We start from the raw sequence: 18,455 nt of genomic DNA, 5'->3' as shown, positions 1-18,455 counted from the left end.
GGGTCTGCTGCGCAGACCACCGGATCAGGCGACAATGGGGAGTGTCCCCCTCCCCGAGCCACCGGAGACCCCCATGCGAACAGCAGTCGGCAACAAGATCGTGCTCATCGGCGCCGGAGACGTGGGTGTGGCCTACGCGTATGCGCTGGTCAACCAGGGAACGGTTGATCACCTGGCCATCATTGACGTCGACGAGAAGAAGCTCCGCGGCAACGTGATGGACCTCAACCATGGTGTGGTGTGGTCCAGCTCCACCACGCGTGTCACCGAGGGCACCTATGAGGACTGCCGGGACGCGGCGATCGTGGTCATCTGCGCAGGTGCGGCCCAGAAGCCGGGTGAGACCCGCCTGCAGCTGGTGGACAAGAACATGCGGATCATGAAGTCGATCGTCGATGAGGTCATGGGACACGGTTTCGACGGCATCGTCATCGTCGCCACGAACCCGGTCGACATCCTCACCTACGGCGTGTGGCGTTATTCCGGCCTGGACCACCACCGGGTCATCGGCTCCGGCACCATCCTGGACTCCGCCCGCTACCGTTTCATGCTCGGCGAGCTGTCCCGGACGTCACCGACGTCGATCCACGCCTACATCATCGGCGAACACGGTGACACCGAACTGCCGGTGATCTCCTCCGCCACCATCGCGGGCGTCTCCCTGGCGTCCCGGGTGGAGCAGGAGGAGGGCTTTGAGGAACGCGTCGGGAAGATCTTCGAGGAGACCCGCGACGCCGCCTACGCGATCATCGACGCCAAAGGGTCCACCTCCTACGGTATCGGTATGGGGCTGGCGCGTATCACCAGGGCGATCATCCAGAACCAGGACGTGGCCCTTCCCGTCTCCGCCTACCTGGACGGTGAATACAGCGAGCAGGACCTGTACATCGGTACCCCGGCGATCATCAACCGGGCAGGCATCGCCCGCGTGGTGGAACTGCGGCTCAATGACCATGAGAAGGAGCGGTTCGCGCATTCAGCCGACACGCTGCGCGCCGTCAAGGAGGAGTTCTTCCCGCCCACCCCACCTGTGTCCTGAGGGGGCCCGACCCCCGTCCGGGATGCCGGGCCGCCCGATCATGGGCACAATGGGAAGGAATTATCCAACCAACTCAAGCGTGCGGAGGCCGACCGTGGACATCAGGTTGCATGAGCTGATCACCGAGGTTGACAACCTCATCGAGGCGCTCGGGACGGTGGAGCGGCGCCAGGCGGGCGCGATCTCCGCGGCCGCGGACAACCACCGCAGCGGTGCCGCCAACCTCGTCCACTACGCCGAACTGCGCCAGCATGATGTCCGCGCGGTGCAGGGTGGCCTCGCCTCCATCGGCGCCACCCGACTGTCCACCGCCGAGCCGGCCGTCCTGGCCCGGCTGCAGGCGGCCCGCAACGTGCTCTCCGCCTACGCGGGCGAGGAGCTGAAGTACACCGGCGTCCAGGTCCGCAACGCCTTCGCCCTGGCCGATGACATCCTCGAGGACCACGCGGCCATCCTCTTCGGCGAATCCTCCGAGGAGACCCATTCCCGCATCATGGTCACCCTCCCGACGGAGGCCGGCGAGGACCTCGGGATGGTGCGCGACTTCGCCCGGGCCGGCATGGAACTGGCCCGGATCAACTGCGCGCACGACGGCCCGCAGGTGTGGGAACGCATGATCGCCAACGTCCACACCGCCGCCCGCGAACTCGACCGGGAGATCAAGGTGGCCATGGACCTGGCCGGCCCGAAGGTGCGCACCGGACAGATCGCGCCGGGCCCGGCGGTCGGGCGTGCCCGTGTCACCCGGACCTCGACCGGCCGGGTGCTCACCCCCGCGAAGATCTGGCTCACCCCCGCTGACCTGGATGAGGAGAATACCCCGCCGGTGCCCACCGGCCTGCCGGGGCGCCCCACCCTGCCGCTGCGGGTCGACCGGGACTGGCTGGAGAAGCTCACCGTCGACTCCGAGATCACGCTGTATGACAACCGCGACGCCAAGCGCCGCTTCACCGTCACCAGCATCCGGGACGAGGGGGTCCTCGCGGAGGGGCAGCGCAACGCCTACATCGCCAACACCACCTTCCTGGAGCACGACTGGGAGCGGACGCGGGTCTCCGGGGTCCCGCCCACGGAGCAGCGCCTGCGGCTCCACGCGGGCGACCGGCTCATCCTCACCGATGACCAGACCCCCGCGGAACCGAGCCCGGGACAGACCCCGCGCATCGGTTGCACCCTGCCGGAGGCGGTGGCGGCGATCGAGGTCGGGCAGCGCGTGCTCTTCGATGACGGGGCGATCGCCGCCCGCGCCGTCGATAAGCAGCGCAGCGACGACGGCCACGCGGAGATCTGGCTGGAGATCACCCGGGCCCGTCCCGAGGGCACGAACCTGGCCGCCTACAAGGGCATCAACCTGCCGGAGACCGTCCTGCCGCTGCCCAGCCTGACGGAGGAGGACATCGAGGCCTTCCGTTTCGTGGCGGCCCACGGCGACATCGCCAACGTCTCCTTCATCCGCGACGCCGGTGATGTGGCCTTCCTGCTGGACACGCTTGAGCAGATCGCGCAGGAATCACCCGACCCGGAACGGGTGCGCAGCCTGGGGCTCGTGCTCAAGATCGAGACGATCCCGGCGTATGAGAACCTGCGCGACGTCCTGCTGGAGGGCATGCGGCACCCGAACCTAGGCATCATGATCGCCCGCGGTGACCTCGCCGTGGAACTCGGCTTCGAGCGCATGGCCGAGGTGCCGCGCCTGATCTCGCAGATGGCGGAGGCCGCGCACGTGCCGGTGGTCATGGCCACCCAGGTGCTGGAGAATCTGGCCAAATCCGGCCTGCCCTCCCGCGCGGAGATCACCGACGCCGGCTACGCCCTGCGCGCGGAGGCGGTCATGCTCAACAAGGGCCCGCACATCACCGACGCGATCCGCATCCTCCACACCCTGTCCCTGAAGCTGGGCCGCTCCCAGCGCAAGAACCGCCAGCTGCTGCGCCGCATCGGCAGCTGGGTCGACGACGATGAGTGACAGGTGACCGACCGTGAAGATCATCGCCCACCGCGGGTATTCCGCGAAGTACCCCGAACTGACCCAGGTGGCCTTCGAGAAGGCCCTCGAGCTGCCCATCCACGGTGTGGAATGCGATGTCCGCCTCACCCTCGACGGTGAGCTCGTGATCATCCACGACCCCGTCATCGACCGGGTCTCCGACGGCCGGGGACGGGTCTCCACCGCCACCCTCGCCCGCCTGCGCGACCTCAACTTCGGCACCGCCGAGCACCCGCAGCAGGTGCTCACCCTGCCGGAACTGCTGGAGATGATGCAGGACCATCCGGACAAACACCTCTACATCGAGACCAAACACCCCGTGCGCTACGGGCGGATCATCGAGGAACAGGTGGTGCGCTGCCTGCGGCACGCCGCGCTTCTCGACGACCCCCGCATGCACTTCATCTCCTTCTCACCCGCCGCCATCATCCGCATGCGCCACATCGCCCCCCGGCTCGACCGCATCCACCTGCGCCGCAAGATCGAACGTCGCCTCAACCCGCTGGACGTCCACCCCGGCAAACCCACCGGCCTGGGGGTGTCCCTGTGGCGGGCCAAGCTGCGCCCCAGCCTCATCGGACGCATGGGCCTGCCCACCTACATGTGGACGGTCAACGATCCCGACGACATGCTCTGGGCCCGGGACCGGGGCGTGGACCTGCTGGCCACCGACGAACCCGAACTCGCCCTCCGGACCCTCGGGAACTGAAGGCGGGCGGGTATCTTTGACCCATGGCCAAGAAGAACAAGAAGAACGAGAACCTCCCCGAGGGCATGAGCCGCCGCCAGGCGAAGCTCGCCGCCCGCGCCGCGGAACGCGCCGCCCTGGAGAAGGACGTCCGCCCCTACGGCGGCATCGGCGGTGAAGCCGACCTCATCGCCCTGCAGGAGTTCGTCCCCTCCGCGACCGCGAAGGTTGCCGTCACCGGCATCGACCGTGACGTCCACATCGCCACCGTCCTGCCCGGCGGTGCCGCGGCGATGATCCGCGAAGGGGAGAACGGCGGCACCGGTTTCGTTGCCCTGCAGACCACCGTCCACACCCAGAACCCGGGCCGCGACCTCGCCTACGCCCTCAACTGGCTCAAGGACGCCGAGCCGGGCCAGACCCTGGAGTCCGGCGTCGCCGACGGCAGCCAGTCGGCCCTGAGCGAGTTCATCGCCGCGGACGCCAAGCTCGAGATCACCGAGCACCAGGACTTCAACTGGTGGCTGCCGGAGGGCACCGAGCTCGACGCGGCCACCGCCCAGGCCCTGCAGTCCGCCAACGACTCCGTCGTGGAATCCCACCGTGTGGACACCGACATCCCCGGTGCCGTGTGGTGGGTCAACCCGGGTGGCGGCAAGGCCCACATCCGCTGGATCCGTCCCGAGGACAACGAGGACGCCCTCCTCAACGCCCTGGCGCGTGTCGCCGCCCGCGGTGAGCTCAACCTGGGGGAGAACACCAAATTCGCCGGTGCCTTCCGTACCCACGGCATCATCGTCCCCGTCTTCGACCTCGACCCGGAGGTCGCCTGGGACTCCTACGGCGCTGAGCTCAGCCGCATCTCCGCGGCCGTCGACGCAGAGCTGGCCAATGACACCCAGCTCACCGCTGATGAGCGCAAGCAGCTGCAGAACATCAAGTCCCGCCAGGTGACCATCCGGTAGATTCCTGCGCTGGAGGAACCTGGGACGCCGCACCGCTGTGCGGCGTCTTTTCTCTGTCCCGGGACTACTTCATCGACTCCCACAGCGCCTGCGCCCCGACCTGGTCCCACAGGACCACGCTGCCTACGGCATAGTCGGCGAAACCGGCGACGGGCACGGTCTCCGTCTGGACCCCACCGCGCATGGCCAGACCCACCCGGCCGAGGTGCCAGACGTGATCGCTTTTGCCCACCGTGAAGGCACCGGCGGTGCTGCTGACCAGGGGGATGAAGCGGAAGGGGTTGAGCAGGGTGCCCGCGTTGGTGGACTGGTCGACCAGGGCGGCGAAGAACTCCCGCTGGCGGTGCACCCGATCAAGGTCACCCTGCGCGGTGGCGCGGGTGCGGACATAACCGAGGGCTGTCGGGCCGTCCATCTCCTGGCAACCGGCCTGGATATCCAGCCGGGCGAGCGGATCATAGATCGGCTCCGGCGGGCAGAGCTCCACCCCGCCGACGGCGTCGACGACATTGGCCAGACCACCCATGCCGATCTCGGCGTAACGGTCGATGCGCAGCCCCGTGGCCTGCTCCACGGTGGCGGTCAGCAGTGGAGGGCCACCGAAGGTGAAGGCGGCGTTGATCTTGTTCTCGCCGTAGCCGGGGATGCTCACGTAGGAGTCACGCGGCAGGGAGACCAGCCGGGCCTGCCCGGTGAGCGGGATGTGCAGGATCATGATGGTGTCGGTGCGACCCACCCCCAGGTCACCGCCCGTACCCAGCCGGTCGACGTCTTCATCGCTGAGCCCCTGTCGCGAATCAGAGCCGACGAGCAGCCAGTTGGTGCCGGCGGTGTTGGCCACCCGGTACTCCGGCAGCGCCTCGACGCGGTTGAGTTGGGAATCCGCCCACAGCATCATCGACAGGCTGAGGACCACGACGATGGCCACGACCCAGCCCAGGGTGCGCAGCGGCCGGAAACGGCGGCGACCCGGCCTGCGGCGTCGGCTGCGCGGAGGTGCGGCGGGTGGGGCAGGCGGGGCTGGGGGACGCGCCGCTGGACGTTGCGGTGCGCGGGCCGGGGTGGCCCGGGCGGGCGGGGCCTGGTGGCGACGGGGGGATTCCTCGCGCCGGGGTGGGATGTACTGCTGCGGCCGCTCAACCGGGGCTGCTTCACGACGCGGCGGTCGCCGACGCGCCGACTCCTGCTGTCCCGCGTCGGGGCGGGCTGCCCCGGAGCGGCGCTGGACCGGACGTCCGTAGCGGTCGACGAGGGGCTTGCCGTCCCGGCCCCGGACGATGTCACCGGAGTCGCGGGGGTCGCCGGAGCGGCCCGGCGGACGGCCGGGTCGGGGGTCGCGCTGCCGGGGGTCGCGTTCATGCATGTCAATAGACTAGCCAGACTGACCGTTCAGCCCCAGCCGGAAGGCTGTGGCCGGTGATCCAGCTCGGCACTGTTGCACAGTTGGGTGGAAAACCGAGAAGGCCTAAGCTCTCAGCTCTTGATGATCTTTCTGTGCCAGCGTGCTCAGGCCGTTTCGAATACCCGGTCGACGATCGCCGCGGGGCTTCCGAACCACCTGGATGTGCAGCTGAAGCGCCGCGCCGAGATCAACCACAACGCTTATACCGCCCTCTCCCAGCTGTTTCAGGACGAAGGACACCGCCTGCGGATGGCTGAACTCGTTGACCGGGCCACGGTACCCATGTCGTATGTGACCCGGGTGAGCGGGGCCGACGATCAGCGGTCGCAAGCTGGTGGAGTCCGTTGCCCCTGATTATGTCGTGCTGGTTCGGGAACTCCTTGTCGATCACTTCCACCGCGGAGGAAACTCGCCAGCTGGGCCAATTTTGCAGCAGCACCGGCCTGCGCGACTTTCGCCAATTTCGTGACGTGGAACACATCTCCGGGTAGCGTCTTGGCTGTAAGTCACATCCCGATCCCCAGGAGGCAACCGTCATGACCGCTGCAGTCGACCAGTACACCGCCGCCGTCGTCGAGAAGTTCGGCCCCGAACTGACCATCAGGAAAATTGATCTGCCCGAACCCGGCAGAAACCAGGCCCTGGTCAAGCTCCACGCCAGCGGAATCTGCCATACCGACCTCCATGCGGCCGAGGGGGACTGGCCGGTCAAGCCGTCGCCGCCCTTCGTGCCCGGCCACGAGGGTGTGGGCGAGGTTGTCAAACTCGGACCGGGCGAGCACTCCGTTGAAGTCGGCGATATTGTGGGCAACGCTTGGTTGTGGTCGGCCTGCGGGAAATGTGAGTACTGTCGCACCGGCCGAGAGACCCTGTGCAATGAAGCCGAGTATGGCGGGTACACGGTCAACGGTTCTTTCGGTGAATACATGCTCGTGGACACCCGCTACTGTGCGCTCATCCCGGAGGGCGTTGACCCAGCCGAGGTCGCACCCATCCTCTGCGCTGGTCTGACCGTCTACAAGGGTCTGAAGATGTCCGACACCAAGCCAGGGCAGTTTATGGTCATCTCCGGTGTCGGCGGCCTCGGGCACATTGCCGTGCAGTATGCCGTGGCCATGGGTATGCGCGTGATCGCCGTCGATATCGCCGAGGATAAGCTGGAACTGGCCCGCAAGCACGGGGCCGAGTTCACCGTCAACGCAACCGAGACTGATCCGGTGGCCGCGGTAGTCGAATACACCAATGGCGGAGCCCACGGGGTGGAGGTCACCGCGGTGCACCCGGACGCCTTCGGGCAGGCGATCGGTATGGCGCGCAAGGGCGGCACAATTGTCTTTATCGGCCTACCGCCGGGGGATTTCCCAGCTCCGATCTTCGACATCGTGTTCAAGGGTCTGACCATCCGTGGTTCGCTGGTGGGCACCCGCCAGGACATGATCGAGGCGCTCGACTTCTATGCCAGGGGCAACATCCACCCAAGGGTCCGGGAGTGCTCCCTGGACGATGTCAATGAGGTCTTTGAGGACCTGCGCCGGGGCCGGGTAGAGGGCCGAGTGTCGATCAGGTACTGAAACAGTTTCCCGTTATCGCATCCTGGCGCATCGCCGTCCGCTTCTGGCGAATAGCTTGAGTTGGTACCGGTGTCCACGATGTACCGAGGTTCCACACCACCTACCCGGAACACCGGTACCAACAGCCCCTATTCGCCAAGAGTTGAGGAGAGCCAAGAATCGTCTTGGCCAAAGACCTCGGCGTCAACTGGGGCACCTTCTACGAAGCGCTTGCTGGGGAATGCTCAGCTAAAACCTCACTTAATCACTACAGGATTAACTGGGGCACCAGTGCCCGAGTGGATTTTGAGTGGAGAGGCGCTGTACATGAAGCTCCACTGTCCGTCTTCGTGGCAGTCATGCGCCAGGTCGTCGAGGGAGAGTATCTCCGAGAAGAGGACGCCGAGGTTGCGCATGAGTGCCTGATGAAGCGGCAGGCTGGTGCCGTTATTGGGGTCGATTGTGACCTCATTGGCGATGGTGTCGGTCCCGAGTACCGGGATTTCCATCTCAGCAAACCATTGGACCAGCTCAGGTGAATAGGTTAACCCCGGTTCGATGAACGGAGTGGCATGGAATTTTTCCACATCACCGGTGTAGTACGAACCGATCCAGCCGGTGCGGATGAGTAGGATATCTCGTTTTTGGATCTCAAGGCCCTGCTGCTCGGCTGCGTTAAGGAGATCGTTGAGCCCGAAGGTCTCACCCGGTGCCAGCACTGCTTTTCCACGGTAGGCGGCCATATCGACCAGCACGCCTCGTCCGACAACCCCATGTTCGGCGATCGGCATGATGGAGGCCTTTTCCGTCGCCCCGATGGTGCTGTCCGCGGAGTAGCCATTATAGATCTGGTCACTGTGCCAGGCGTGGCCAAGGGCATCAAATTGGGTAGTGCCCTGCAGATACATCACTACCACGTCGTCAGCATATTCCGCGCCTCCGGGAATTGCAGGACCCTTGCCAGAGGCGAAATGGGAGCGATCAATGACATTGAAGCGCTGGGTAGGGCGACGCCCCGGCCACACAGGATCCCCAGCAGGGTCGGCGATCGGGATGCCAAGGGTGAAGGATTTTCCCGAACGGATGGCGGCTTTACCCTTCAGGGCTGCCTGCTCGTCCAGATAGTTAAGCGATCCGATTTCATCTTCGGGCCCCCACTTTCCCCAGTTCCTGGGAGAGTCTGCAAGCAGTTCGGTGAACTGCGGAGGGGTATTGACAGTGGTGGTCATGGGGGTTCCTTAAGAGAGGTGGTTAGTAGGTGGCACGACCGCCGGAGAGATCAAAGACAGCTCCGGTAGAGAAAGAAAGGGCGGGAGAAGCAAGGAAAGTGATCATCTCCGCGACTTCAGCAGGTTCCCCTACTCTGCCCATCGGGATCCGCTCCAGCAGCTGCTTTTTTGTTTTTTCGTCAAACCACGGCTGGTCAAGCATTCCCGAACCGATCAGCGCAGGCGCAATTGCATTGACCAATACGTCTTTCATCGCGAGTTCTTTCCCAACAGCTTTCGTCATGGCGATCACTCCACCCTTCGCTGCCGCATAGGGACTAGATAGTGCATGTCCTTCCATTCCAGCAGCGGAGGCAGTGTTGACGATCCGGCCGTAGCCTCGCTCGATCATCAGGGGGATGACGGCTTTGAGCATCATGAATTGGCTGGTCAGGTTGACTTCGATATCTTGGCGCCACGTGTCCAGCTCGATTTCCCACAGCGGAACCATTCCCGAACCCATGCCGGCGTTATTGACCAGAATGTCCAGGCCGCCAAACTCCGACTGGGCAAGCTCTACTGCCCGGATCGACAGCGTGGGATCCGTGACATCGCCCGCGAGGGCTACGACCTTTCCGCCTGTTCCGCTACAACTTTCTCTCAACCCGTCCAACGCTTCCTGGTGGAGGTCGACGGCCACGACGTTGATGCCGATGTCCGCGAACTTGGTCACTACAGCGCTCCCGATGCCGCCGGCGGCACCGGTCACAATTGCGGTCTGACCGTTCATCTTGTTTTCCATCTGTTTCCTCCAGGTATGTACAGCAGAATGTTTAGGTTGCCTTGACAACGTTCAAACCCCCGGCGATCCAGATAGGCTGCCCGGTCATATAGGGAAGGTCACCAGAGGCCAGCGTGCCCACAGCGGTGCCAATGTCCTCGGGGCTTCCCCACCTCGCCAGCGGCACCCTTCCGTCAGCGATGGCAGCTTCTATCTCAGGAGAACCTGCCGAGGCCGTCATGGCTGTCTGCATAAAACCAGGCCGGATTTCATGGACTGCTACTCCTTCCGGACCCAGGCGATAGGCCAGGACTTTGGTGAGCATGGAGAGGCCCGCTTTGGTGATGTTGTACTGGGAGCGGTCAGGGGAGACGAGTTCTGCAGCGATGGAGGTCACGATGATGATGGATCGGTAGATCCCGTCCGAGAACCGATCGGGGTCTTCTACCATGCGGTTGGCCACCGTTTGGCTCAGAAAGAATGTCCCTCGCAGGTTGATATCCACGGCCCGGTCGAATGCGTCAGGGGCGAGCTCTAAAATATCCGTCAGCGGCCGGGCCGCGATGCCGGCGTTATTATGCAGGCAATCAAGGCGCCCGAAATCCTCCCACACTTGATCGACGATCTCCTGATGTCGTTCAATCTCGGAGATATCCAGTTGGTAATAGCGGGCTGTCGCTCCGAGGTCTCTCAGTTCCTGGAGGACTGAGTCCGTGGCGGGACCGGCCTCAGGTAAATCAACGATGGCGACATCAAAGCCTCGGCGAACCAGCCCCTTGGCTGCACCTAATCCAAGTCCTTGTCTCCCGCCGGTGACCAGAGCCACTGGCCTTACTACTTCTCCCATAATATCCTCCAAGCAGGTGGAATCACGACTACATGTTTCCACTCATGGTTATATTCCCTTAGCTGAGTCGATGGCACCTACAAGCGGGGTGCCGTCTCCCTTTTTCTTTCCCTTGTCCGGTCAGAACGGGAATTGTGCCTGGCCGGGAGCCACACCCACCCAGTGGGTGGTGGTGAACTCCTCGATGGCCCACTCACCGTTGAAACGACCCAGGCCCGAGTTCTTCTCCCCGCCGAACATCACATGCGCCTCATCATTGACGGTGATGTCATTGACGTGGCTCATACCCGCCTCGATCTGGCGGGCGAAGTTGAGGCCACGCTGCAGATCCCGGGTGTACACGGCCGAGGACAAACCGAACTCGGTGTCGTTGGCCAACGTGAGGGCGTGTGCCTCATCCTCAGCGCGGATGATGCCGACGACGGGGCCGAAGATCTCCTCCCGGAACAGCTCCATCTCCGGGGTGACATCAGCAAAAACATGCGGGGCAATGACCCGGCCCTCCACCGGACCGGAAACCACCTCGCGCGCCCCCTCCGCGCGTGCACGCTCAATCTTCTCGGTGACAGAGTGCAGCTGACTGTCGTTGATGACCGGACCCACAACGGTGGCATCATCCAACTGATCACCGTAAGCCAGGGTCTGCACCCGTGCGGTGAAAGCAGCAACGAACTCGTCGTAGACCTCGGCCTGGACGATGATGCGGTTGACAGCCATGCAGATCTGCCCCTGATGCAGGAACTTACCCATCGTCGCCGCACCCACGGCCTGCTCCATATCCGCATCATCGAGGACGACCAGCGGGGCGTTGCCACCGAGCTCCAGGGAGACCTTCTTCATGTGCTCACCACCGACAGCCACACGCCCCACACCCTTGCCCACCGGGGTGGAACCGGTGAACGAGATCAGACGCGGGACAGCATGTTCGACGAAGTGGTCGCCGATCTCAGAACCGGCACCGACGACAATGTTCAGCACACCCTCGGGCAGGCCGGCGGCCTCGAAGATGGTGCCCAGCAGCAGACCACCGACGATCGGGGTGTCCGAGGCCGGCTTGAGCACCACGGCGTTACCGCACCCCAGGGCCGGGGCGACTGAGCGCATGGACAGGGCAAAGGGGAAGTTCCACGGGCTGATCACACCCACGACACCGAGTGCCTCACGGAAGACGTAGTTGGCCTTGCCCGGGGTGTTCGAGGGCAGGATCTGGCCGGTGATCCGTGTCGGGAAGGTCGCGGCCTCGCGCAGGGAACCGATCGCCAGGGACGTCTCGATATTCGCCTTGATCGCGGTGGAACCGGATTCGACACGGATCAGCTCGACGACGGCGGCGCGGTTGTCCTCGATCCAGTCAGCTGCCTTGGTGAGGATGGCGGCGCGCTTTTTCGGCGGCAGGGCTGCCCAGCCGATCTGGGCTTCCTGGGCGATCTCGTAGGCGGTGTCGACGTCCTCCTTCGAGGCCTGGCGGATGGTGGCGATGGTGTCGTTGTTGAAGGGGTTGGTGGTCGTGGTGGTGGTCTCGGAGGTGCCCTCGCGCCAGCCGCCGATGTAGAGCTGCTCGGTGATCAGGTCGGCGTAGGTCCGGGTTGCGGTGGTCATGGTGCTCAACTGCTTTCGTTGTGGTTCTGGAAGTGGTTGCGGTTCAGTGGTGATGGGTTAGTGGTTGGTCACTGGTGGGTGTCCTCGACCCGGAGCACGGCCTTGATGGTGGAACCCTCATGCGCATCGGCGATGGCCTTGTCGATCTCGTCGAAGCCGTAGACGGTGACCAGCCGGTCGAAGGGGAACCGGCCCTGGCGGTACAGCTCAATCAGACCGGGGATGAGCTCATGGCTGGTCGACGATCCACCGAGGGTGCCCACGATGTGTTTGCCGAACAGGGTGCGCATGTGGTCGACCGAGAACCGGGCCTGTGCCGGTGCCCCGCCGACGAGGATGACCGTGCCCAGCAGGCCGACAGCATCCGCGGCCTGCTCGATGACCTGGATGTTGCCGGTGCAGTCGAGCACATAGTCGGCCGGGCCGCCGCAGATCTCGGTGACCGCGTCGACGATGCCGCGCTCGCGGGTGTTGACGGTGTGGGTGGCGCCGAATTCGCGGGCCAGTTCCAGGCGGGAGTCCTGCAGGTCCATCGCGATGATCGTGGTGGCCGGGGTGTTGCGCGCGGCCATGATGGCTGCCAGGCCGACAGCACCCGCGCCGATGACCACGACTGATTCCCCCGGGCCGGGTTGCGCGGTGTGGAAGACGGCGCCTGCGCCGGTGGTGATGCCGCAGGCCAGGGGGCCGAGGAGTTCCAGGTCGAGGTCTTTGTCGACGGTGATCAGGGCGTTGGCACGGGTCAGGGAGTAGGTGGCGAAGGAGGACTGGCCGAAGAAGTGCCCGGAGATGGTGGTGCCGTCGGCGCGGGTGTAGGCGGAGGCACCCGCGTCGGGGCCGTGCAGACGCATACCGGCCAGTAGCTCGGCACCGATGTTGAGGCAGTAGCGGTGCTGACCGCGGATGCAGTTGCGGCAGGTGCCGCAGTAGGGCCAGCCCATGATGACGTGGTCGCCGGGTGCGACGTTGGTCACGCCCGCGCCGACAGACTCCACGACGCCGGAGCCTTCGTGGCCGAACACGCCCGGCAGGGGTAGGGGCATGTCGCCGGACTGGGTGTTGAGGTCGGTGTGGCACACTCCGGTGGCCACCACCTTGACCAGGACTTCGCCGGGGCCGGGGTCGTCGATGGTGAGGGTCTCGCGGGTGAACGGGGCGTTGATCTCTTCGACCACGTAGGCATCGATCTTCATGTTCTCTCCTCGGTCTTAGGGGTGAAAGTGCTAAAGAGTGGCCGGAGCAGGGGCGGGGACGTCGCGAAGCTCGTAGCCCTCGGAGTCGAAGGTTCCGTTCGCGTCGCGGAAGGCGTAACCGAAATCGGGCCAGATGAGAGTCAGTCGGCCGGTGCGCTGGTCGACGTACCAGGAGTTACATCCGCCATCGAGCCATACGGTGCCGACGGCATTGCGCTGAATGTGCTCGACATAGGCTTCTTCTGCCTCAGGGGTGGGCTCGATGATGCTTGCCCCGGTGGCAGACATGTAGTCCATGGCCCCCAGGATGTACTCGATCTGGGACTCGATGATGTAGACGATGGAGTTGTGTCCGAGGGAGGTGTTGGGACCGTTGATGGAAAACAGGTTGGGGAACCCGGACACTGCCACCGACTGGTAGGCCTGCATGCCCTTCTTCCAGTGCTCAGACAGGTTGACGCCGCCGCGGCCATCGATGAGCTGGGCGTAGGGAGGCTCGGTGGCTTCGAATCCAGTGGCGAAAATGATCACATCGAGCTCGTATTCCTCTCCGGAAGCTGCTCGAACAGTCGACCCGTTGATGCTTCCGAGAGCTGAGGCTTCCAGGGTGGTCGTCGGGGCCTGCAGTGCTGGATAGAAGGTATTGGAAATCAGGACGCGCTTACAGCCGGGTTCGTAAGCGGGGGTCAGTTTCGCTCGCAGCTCCTCATCCGGTACCTGGGCCGCGAGGTGATCCAGCGCCAGCTTCTTGCCTTCGGCGAGGAAACGGGGAATGGCACGTCGCTGAGCGAAGGTGTTCTCCCCTCCCCAGAAGAGCTCGGAGCGGAGGTCCTCGATGGCCTGGGGATTGCGCTGGAACAGCCGCTTCTCGCCGTCGGTGTACTCGCGTTCCATGCGGGGGATGATGTAGCTCGGAGTGCGTTGGAAGACGACCAGCTCTGAAGCGATTTTGGCCATTTCTGGCACGATCTGGATGGCGGATGCTCCTGTCCCCACCACGCCGATCCGCTTGCCCTCCAGGCTGACGCTGTGGTCCCAGCGGGCGGAGTGGAACTTCTCTCCGGTGAAGCCCTCGAGGCCGGGAATAGTGGGGTAGGACTCATCGGCGAGGTGTCCGGTTCCGGTGACCAGGAATTGTGCGATGTACACCTGGTCGGGAGTGGTGATGTACCACCGTCCTTCGTCTTCGTTCCACCGGGCGTTGTCCATGTTCCGGTTGAAATGCAGGTGGGGAAGGAGGCCCTCGTCTTTGGCGAAGGTCTGCAGGTAGGTCTGGATCTCCGGACCTGGGGAAAAGACCTGGGACCAGTTGGGATTGGGGTGGAAGGAGAAGGAGTAAAGGTGGGAGGGGACGTCGCAGGCTGCCCCTGGGTAGGTGTTGTCTCGCCAGGTCCCACCGAGGTCTGTGGCTCGCTCGATGATGATGAAGTCGTGGTCGCCGTGGCGTTTGAGCTGGGCGCCCATTCCTAGGCCGGCAAAACCGGACCCGACGATAACCGTGCGGGTACGGATGGCTTCAGTAGTAGTAGTCACTGGTGTTCTTCCTTTGAGAGTGAGGTTGGATGATTAGGGCTTGGGTGTGGGAATGATGGTCCCGGCGTCGTACTGATCCGGGTTATCCATGAACTGCTGGATGTGATGGCTGAGCTCACTGGGTCGTTCGAAGACCACGGCATGTCCGGTGGGGATCTCCACATAACGGGAGTTTTCGATTGCTCCGAACAGAGCGAGCTGGTGACGGGTGGGCACCATCTGGTCATGGGTGCAGGAGATGACCAGGGTGGGCGCCGTGATGGTTTCGGCTTCGGCGGTGATATCAATGCGTCGGTTCAGCTCCATCTGCTGGTCACCGAACTCATCGAAGGTCATGGCCTGCATTCCCGGTTGCATGTCAGACAGGGTCTTGGTTGCGAGGAAGGGGCCGCCGAAGGCGCAGAAGGTGGAGTATTCGCGGAGAGCCTGCTCGTCACCGGCTCGACGAAGCGCGTGCCAGACGTCGTTTCGCAGAATCTGCTGGAGATCGGTGCGGATCCAGCCGGCAACGAGGACGAGCCGATCAACCAGGTCAGGGTGGTCTGCGGCGATTTTGGCCGCGACCACGGCACCGAGCGAGTATCCCAGCAGAATGACCCTCTGGCCCGGCAGCAGATGCCGGATCGTCGTCGTGACCTGCTCGACCAGGTCATCGGTTTCGAGGGGGCGGGTGGGGTCCACCTGGGCCCAGTCGATGGAGATAACGCGCTGTCGGGCTGCAAGCACCGGGTAGAGGAAGCCGAAGTGGGCGGCCGTGGAACCTGAGGTGCCGTGAATGAGGACAAGCACGTCGTCGGGGTGGTTACGGGTGTCTTCAGAGTCGTAGTAGGTGATCTCTACGTCGTTGATAGTGGTGGTGCGCGGAATCATCAGATCCTGGGTAAGCATGAATGCTCCTGGGGTTTTTGAGGGGTGTGGTTAGCGGACGTCGGTGAGGCGGATGCCCTTGGTTTCCTTCCACCGGAATCCCACGACAATGGCGGTGCCGAGAGTCATGGCGATGATGTAGGCGTCGAAGAGCCAGAACATGTCGATGGAGGCCAACCAGGTGTTGATGTAGGGGGCAGTGCCACCGAACAGGGCGACGGCCAGGGGCATGGCGGTTCCCATGATCAGGGTGCGGTACCGGGTGGGGATCTGTTCAGCCAACATGGCTGGCTGTGTTCCGCCGATGCAGGCGCTGAGTCCCATCATCAGGGACTGGGCGATGAACAGAGTCCAGGGATTGTCGTCGATCATCGTGAAGACGGGGACGGTCAGGGCCGCGGTTGCCAGAGCGTAAACCAGGACTGGAATGCGTCGCCCGATCTTGTCGGCGATCAGGCCCATGATCGGCACGAGCGCCAGGTTGACGGCCATGGCTCCCAGGGATGCCGTAAAGGCGCCAGCCGGATCCATGTCTTTCTGGGTGATGGCGTAGGTCGCTGCGAAAGAGGACCAGATGTAGTACGGCAGGGTGGTGCCGGCCATGTAAAAGAACACTTCGACCGACTTGACGAAAACCTTCCGACGGGACCATTCGACCACGACAACGCCGGTGCTGGCCTCAGCAGTTGCTTCAGCGTCGGCCTGGGTGAGGGACGGGTTCTTTTCCAGAGCCTTGACCGTCTGGGCGGTTTCGACATGAGCCTCGTGGACCTCGGACTCCATCATGTTGCGGCGGAGCCACAGGACGACAACTGCCAGCAGGCCGCCGAAGATGAACGGGATACGCCAGCCCCAGTCACTCATGAAGGCGGAGTCAAAGATGTTGGTCAACACCGAACCGAACAGGATGGCGATCATCGTGCCCAGCCCCATGGCAAAGCCGATGGTGGAGCCGTAGAGGGCCCGGCGGTTACGGGGGGCGATTTCAGGCAGGTAGACATTTGAGGCGGTGGCTTCTCCACCATGTGCGAATCCCTGGAGCAGCCTGGCCAGCAGGAGCAGGAGAGATGCGAAACCGCCGATGGTTTCATAGCTGGGGATGATGCCGATGAGCAGTGAACCACTGGCCATCATGAGCATGGTGACCAGGAGAACCCATTTACGTCCTTTACGGTCAGCAATCCTGCCGAACACAAAGCCCCCGAGCGGGCGCATCACGAAGCCGACGGCAAATACCGCAAGGGTGGACAGCAGCGCGGAGACGGGATTGTCCTGATTGAACAGGGCCATCGCGATGTAAGTAGAGAAAACGCCGTAGACCGCCCAGTCAAACCATTCCAGGACGTTGCCTACTCCGGTGGCGAGCAGTGATCGACGGCGGGTGAATTCAGAGACGGGGGATGGTGAGGGCGTGGGGGTGATGACAGCAGTGGTTGTTGAGGTTGTCATGCTGTTCCTTCGTTCAGTGGGGAAGGTGGAACTGCGGGCGGAAGCGTGCCCAGTGACACGTGGATGGCTTTCCCTAAAACTCAAAGTTCATTAAATGAACTTCAAGGGAAGAGAGTTCTTGTGGTGCCAATCACCTTGTGTTGCTAGTGGATGGTAGGGCACATGTTGCAGCAGTGCAAGCATTGAAGTGCGAAAATATCGCAAATGACCCAGGATTCTTGTGGTCTTTTTGCGCGATGTAGCCCGCCATCTGCAGCTATGGACTGCTGTCGCCCCACGTCTTTTGTGATCTCGCGGTCAGAAAAAGTCCATTTAACGAACTTTTATGTTAAAGTGCTAGGGGGTCCGAGCGGGTGTCAACGCCTGGAGGGCTCGCATCGCGAGCGTGCGAAAATCAAGGGAAACGATGGCCAAGAAGTTTTTCAAGGAAAGCTGGGAAGCATGACAGATAAGGAAAATCGAACGCATGTACTGAGCCGGGCGGCTGTGATTCTGGAGGCTGTCGCATCTGCCGGCCCAGAAGGCATCCGGTTGCTGGATTTGGCGGAGGATACCGGCATCTCTCGCCCCACGGTGTACCGAATTCTCGGAAGCTTGCGGGAAATTGGATATGCACAACAGTTAGAAAATAAGCGTTATACCCTCGGGGTGCGGTTAGGGCTGCTGGGGTTGGCGGCTCCCCCGCCGCTCCACCACGCTTCCGAACTGCAGAAAATTGTCCAGGACCTGGCGGACAACTTAGGGGACACCGTCTATCTCGCAATGCAGTACTTCGACAGTGTTTATTATTTGGCGCGCGCCCATGGCAGTTTTCCCATTCGTATGCAGACCGTTGATGTGGGTGACGTCCAGCCGATGAGCGCCACCTACAGCGGTATTGCGATCTTGTCCCAGCTCCGACAATCTCAGCAAGAACGAATGATTGATAACCTGTCTCGTACTGAGCGTCCTGAATGGTCAGAGATCGGAACGGAACAACATCAACAACTTATTCGCCGGGCAATAGATCAATTCAAGAATGACGGATTTCTCTACGGGGACGACTACGTTTTGCCAGGACTGTCGGGGGCTGCGATCCTGGTTCCTCACAGTGCTGAAAACCAGCTCATTGCCTTAAGCGTCTCAGCGATCCATAGTCGGCTACCTGAGTCCCGCAAGGAGATCGTCATCAAGGCCATGCATGCCACCTCCCGGAGGATTCAGGAACTTCTGCGAACCGCAGGAAAAGGTGAGTGGTGATAGTCAACTTTCCGGAAGGGAAGCAAGGCACAACACCGGCAGTTTCCCGCTGCAAGGTCATGACTGACTGCCAACAAACGTCTGGCGAGCAGACGAAGCCGGAGGAGA

General features: G+C 63.2%; 16 protein-coding genes. 7 read left to right on the top strand and 9 right to left on the bottom strand.

Features of this window, described 5'->3' with window-relative positions; all coding sequences use genetic code 11:
* Nucleotides 1-73: 73 nt before the first annotated feature.
* From EAH68_RS03925 to EAH68_RS03910, 4 genes are all read left to right on the top strand, one after another.
* On the top strand, nucleotides 74-1,039 hold the full coding sequence (locus tag EAH68_RS03925; RefSeq protein ID WP_126120022.1) for an L-lactate dehydrogenase: 966 nt from the start codon (nucleotides 74-76) through the stop codon (nucleotides 1,037-1,039).
* A 94-nt stretch (nucleotides 1,040-1,133) separates the two neighbouring features.
* Nucleotides 1,134-3,005 (top strand): pyruvate kinase, encoded by a 1,872-nt coding sequence (locus EAH68_RS03920; RefSeq protein WP_241228281.1) that lies wholly within the window; start codon nucleotides 1,134-1,136, stop codon nucleotides 3,003-3,005.
* A gap of 13 nt (nucleotides 3,006-3,018) precedes the next feature.
* Nucleotides 3,019-3,735, top strand: coding sequence for a glycerophosphodiester phosphodiesterase family protein (locus EAH68_RS03915; protein ID WP_126120020.1), 717 nt, complete (start codon nucleotides 3,019-3,021; stop codon nucleotides 3,733-3,735).
* Nucleotides 3,736-3,758: 23 nt separating this feature from the next.
* The gene (locus tag EAH68_RS03910; RefSeq protein WP_126120019.1) at nucleotides 3,759-4,679 is read left to right on the top strand and encodes a DUF5926 family protein; all 921 of its coding nucleotides are present in this window, start codon (nucleotides 3,759-3,761) and stop codon (nucleotides 4,677-4,679) included.
* 64 nt (nucleotides 4,680-4,743) lie between these two features.
* On the opposite strand, the gene EAH68_RS03905 is transcribed toward EAH68_RS03910, so the two are convergent.
* Complete coding sequence (locus EAH68_RS03905; protein WP_126120018.1) at nucleotides 4,744-6,042, bottom strand: LCP family protein; 1,299 nt, start codon at nucleotides 6,040-6,042, stop codon at nucleotides 4,744-4,746.
* A 117-nt stretch (nucleotides 6,043-6,159) separates the two neighbouring features.
* Between EAH68_RS03905 and EAH68_RS03900 the strand changes: the two genes are divergently transcribed.
* Together EAH68_RS03900 and adhP are read left to right on the top strand one after the other, a co-directional pair.
* The gene (locus tag EAH68_RS03900; protein ID WP_126120017.1) at nucleotides 6,160-6,435 is read left to right on the top strand and encodes a hypothetical protein; all 276 of its coding nucleotides are present in this window, start codon (nucleotides 6,160-6,162) and stop codon (nucleotides 6,433-6,435) included.
* Nucleotides 6,436-6,617: 182 nt separating this feature from the next.
* The gene (adhP, locus tag EAH68_RS03895; protein WP_126120016.1) at nucleotides 6,618-7,652 is read left to right on the top strand and encodes an alcohol dehydrogenase AdhP; all 1,035 of its coding nucleotides are present in this window, start codon (nucleotides 6,618-6,620) and stop codon (nucleotides 7,650-7,652) included.
* Between the two features lie 236 nt (nucleotides 7,653-7,888).
* Here adhP and EAH68_RS03890 read toward each other — a convergent pair whose 3' ends face one another.
* From EAH68_RS03890 to EAH68_RS03855, 8 genes are all read right to left on the bottom strand, one after another.
* Complete coding sequence (locus EAH68_RS03890) at nucleotides 7,889-8,860, bottom strand: cyclase family protein (RefSeq protein WP_126120015.1); 972 nt, start codon at nucleotides 8,858-8,860, stop codon at nucleotides 7,889-7,891.
* Between the two features lie 22 nt (nucleotides 8,861-8,882).
* A complete protein-coding gene (locus tag EAH68_RS03885; RefSeq protein ID WP_126120014.1) occupies nucleotides 8,883-9,641 on the bottom strand; it encodes an SDR family NAD(P)-dependent oxidoreductase in 759 nt (252 codons plus the stop codon).
* A 31-nt stretch (nucleotides 9,642-9,672) separates the two neighbouring features.
* A complete protein-coding gene (locus EAH68_RS03880; protein ID WP_241228280.1) occupies nucleotides 9,673-10,446 on the bottom strand; it encodes a 3-ketoacyl-ACP reductase in 774 nt (257 codons plus the stop codon).
* A gap of 141 nt (nucleotides 10,447-10,587) precedes the next feature.
* Nucleotides 10,588-12,066, bottom strand: a complete 1,479-nt coding sequence (locus tag EAH68_RS03875) for an aldehyde dehydrogenase family protein (RefSeq protein WP_126120012.1) — start codon at nucleotides 12,064-12,066, stop codon at nucleotides 10,588-10,590.
* Between the two features lie 68 nt (nucleotides 12,067-12,134).
* Nucleotides 12,135-13,259 carry an NAD(P)-dependent alcohol dehydrogenase gene (locus EAH68_RS03870; RefSeq protein WP_126120011.1) on the bottom strand — a complete coding sequence of 375 codons (1,125 nt, stop codon included), beginning with the start codon at nucleotides 13,257-13,259 and terminating at the stop codon, nucleotides 12,135-12,137.
* 30 nt (nucleotides 13,260-13,289) lie between these two features.
* Nucleotides 13,290-14,792 (bottom strand): flavin-containing monooxygenase, encoded by a 1,503-nt coding sequence (locus EAH68_RS03865; protein WP_126120010.1) that lies wholly within the window; start codon nucleotides 14,790-14,792, stop codon nucleotides 13,290-13,292.
* A 33-nt stretch (nucleotides 14,793-14,825) separates the two neighbouring features.
* A complete protein-coding gene (locus EAH68_RS03860) occupies nucleotides 14,826-15,680 on the bottom strand; it encodes an alpha/beta fold hydrolase (RefSeq protein ID WP_126120009.1) in 855 nt (284 codons plus the stop codon).
* A 30-nt stretch (nucleotides 15,681-15,710) separates the two neighbouring features.
* The gene (locus tag EAH68_RS03855; protein WP_126120008.1) at nucleotides 15,711-17,108 is read right to left on the bottom strand and encodes an MFS transporter; all 1,398 of its coding nucleotides are present in this window, start codon (nucleotides 17,106-17,108) and stop codon (nucleotides 15,711-15,713) included.
* A gap of 441 nt (nucleotides 17,109-17,549) precedes the next feature.
* Between EAH68_RS03855 and EAH68_RS03850 the strand changes: the two genes are divergently transcribed.
* A complete protein-coding gene (locus EAH68_RS03850) occupies nucleotides 17,550-18,347 on the top strand; it encodes an IclR family transcriptional regulator (RefSeq protein ID WP_241228279.1) in 798 nt (265 codons plus the stop codon).
* Nucleotides 18,348-18,455: the final 108 nt, after the last annotated feature.

Origin of the sequence: Corynebacterium hylobatis (assembly GCF_003955685.1) — a bacterium.
In the GTDB taxonomy this organism is placed as follows: domain Bacteria; phylum Actinomycetota; class Actinomycetes; order Mycobacteriales; family Mycobacteriaceae; genus Corynebacterium; species Corynebacterium hylobatis.
Note: the sequence above shows the minus strand (reverse complement) of the source record. Positions and strands in the feature narration are given on the sequence as shown.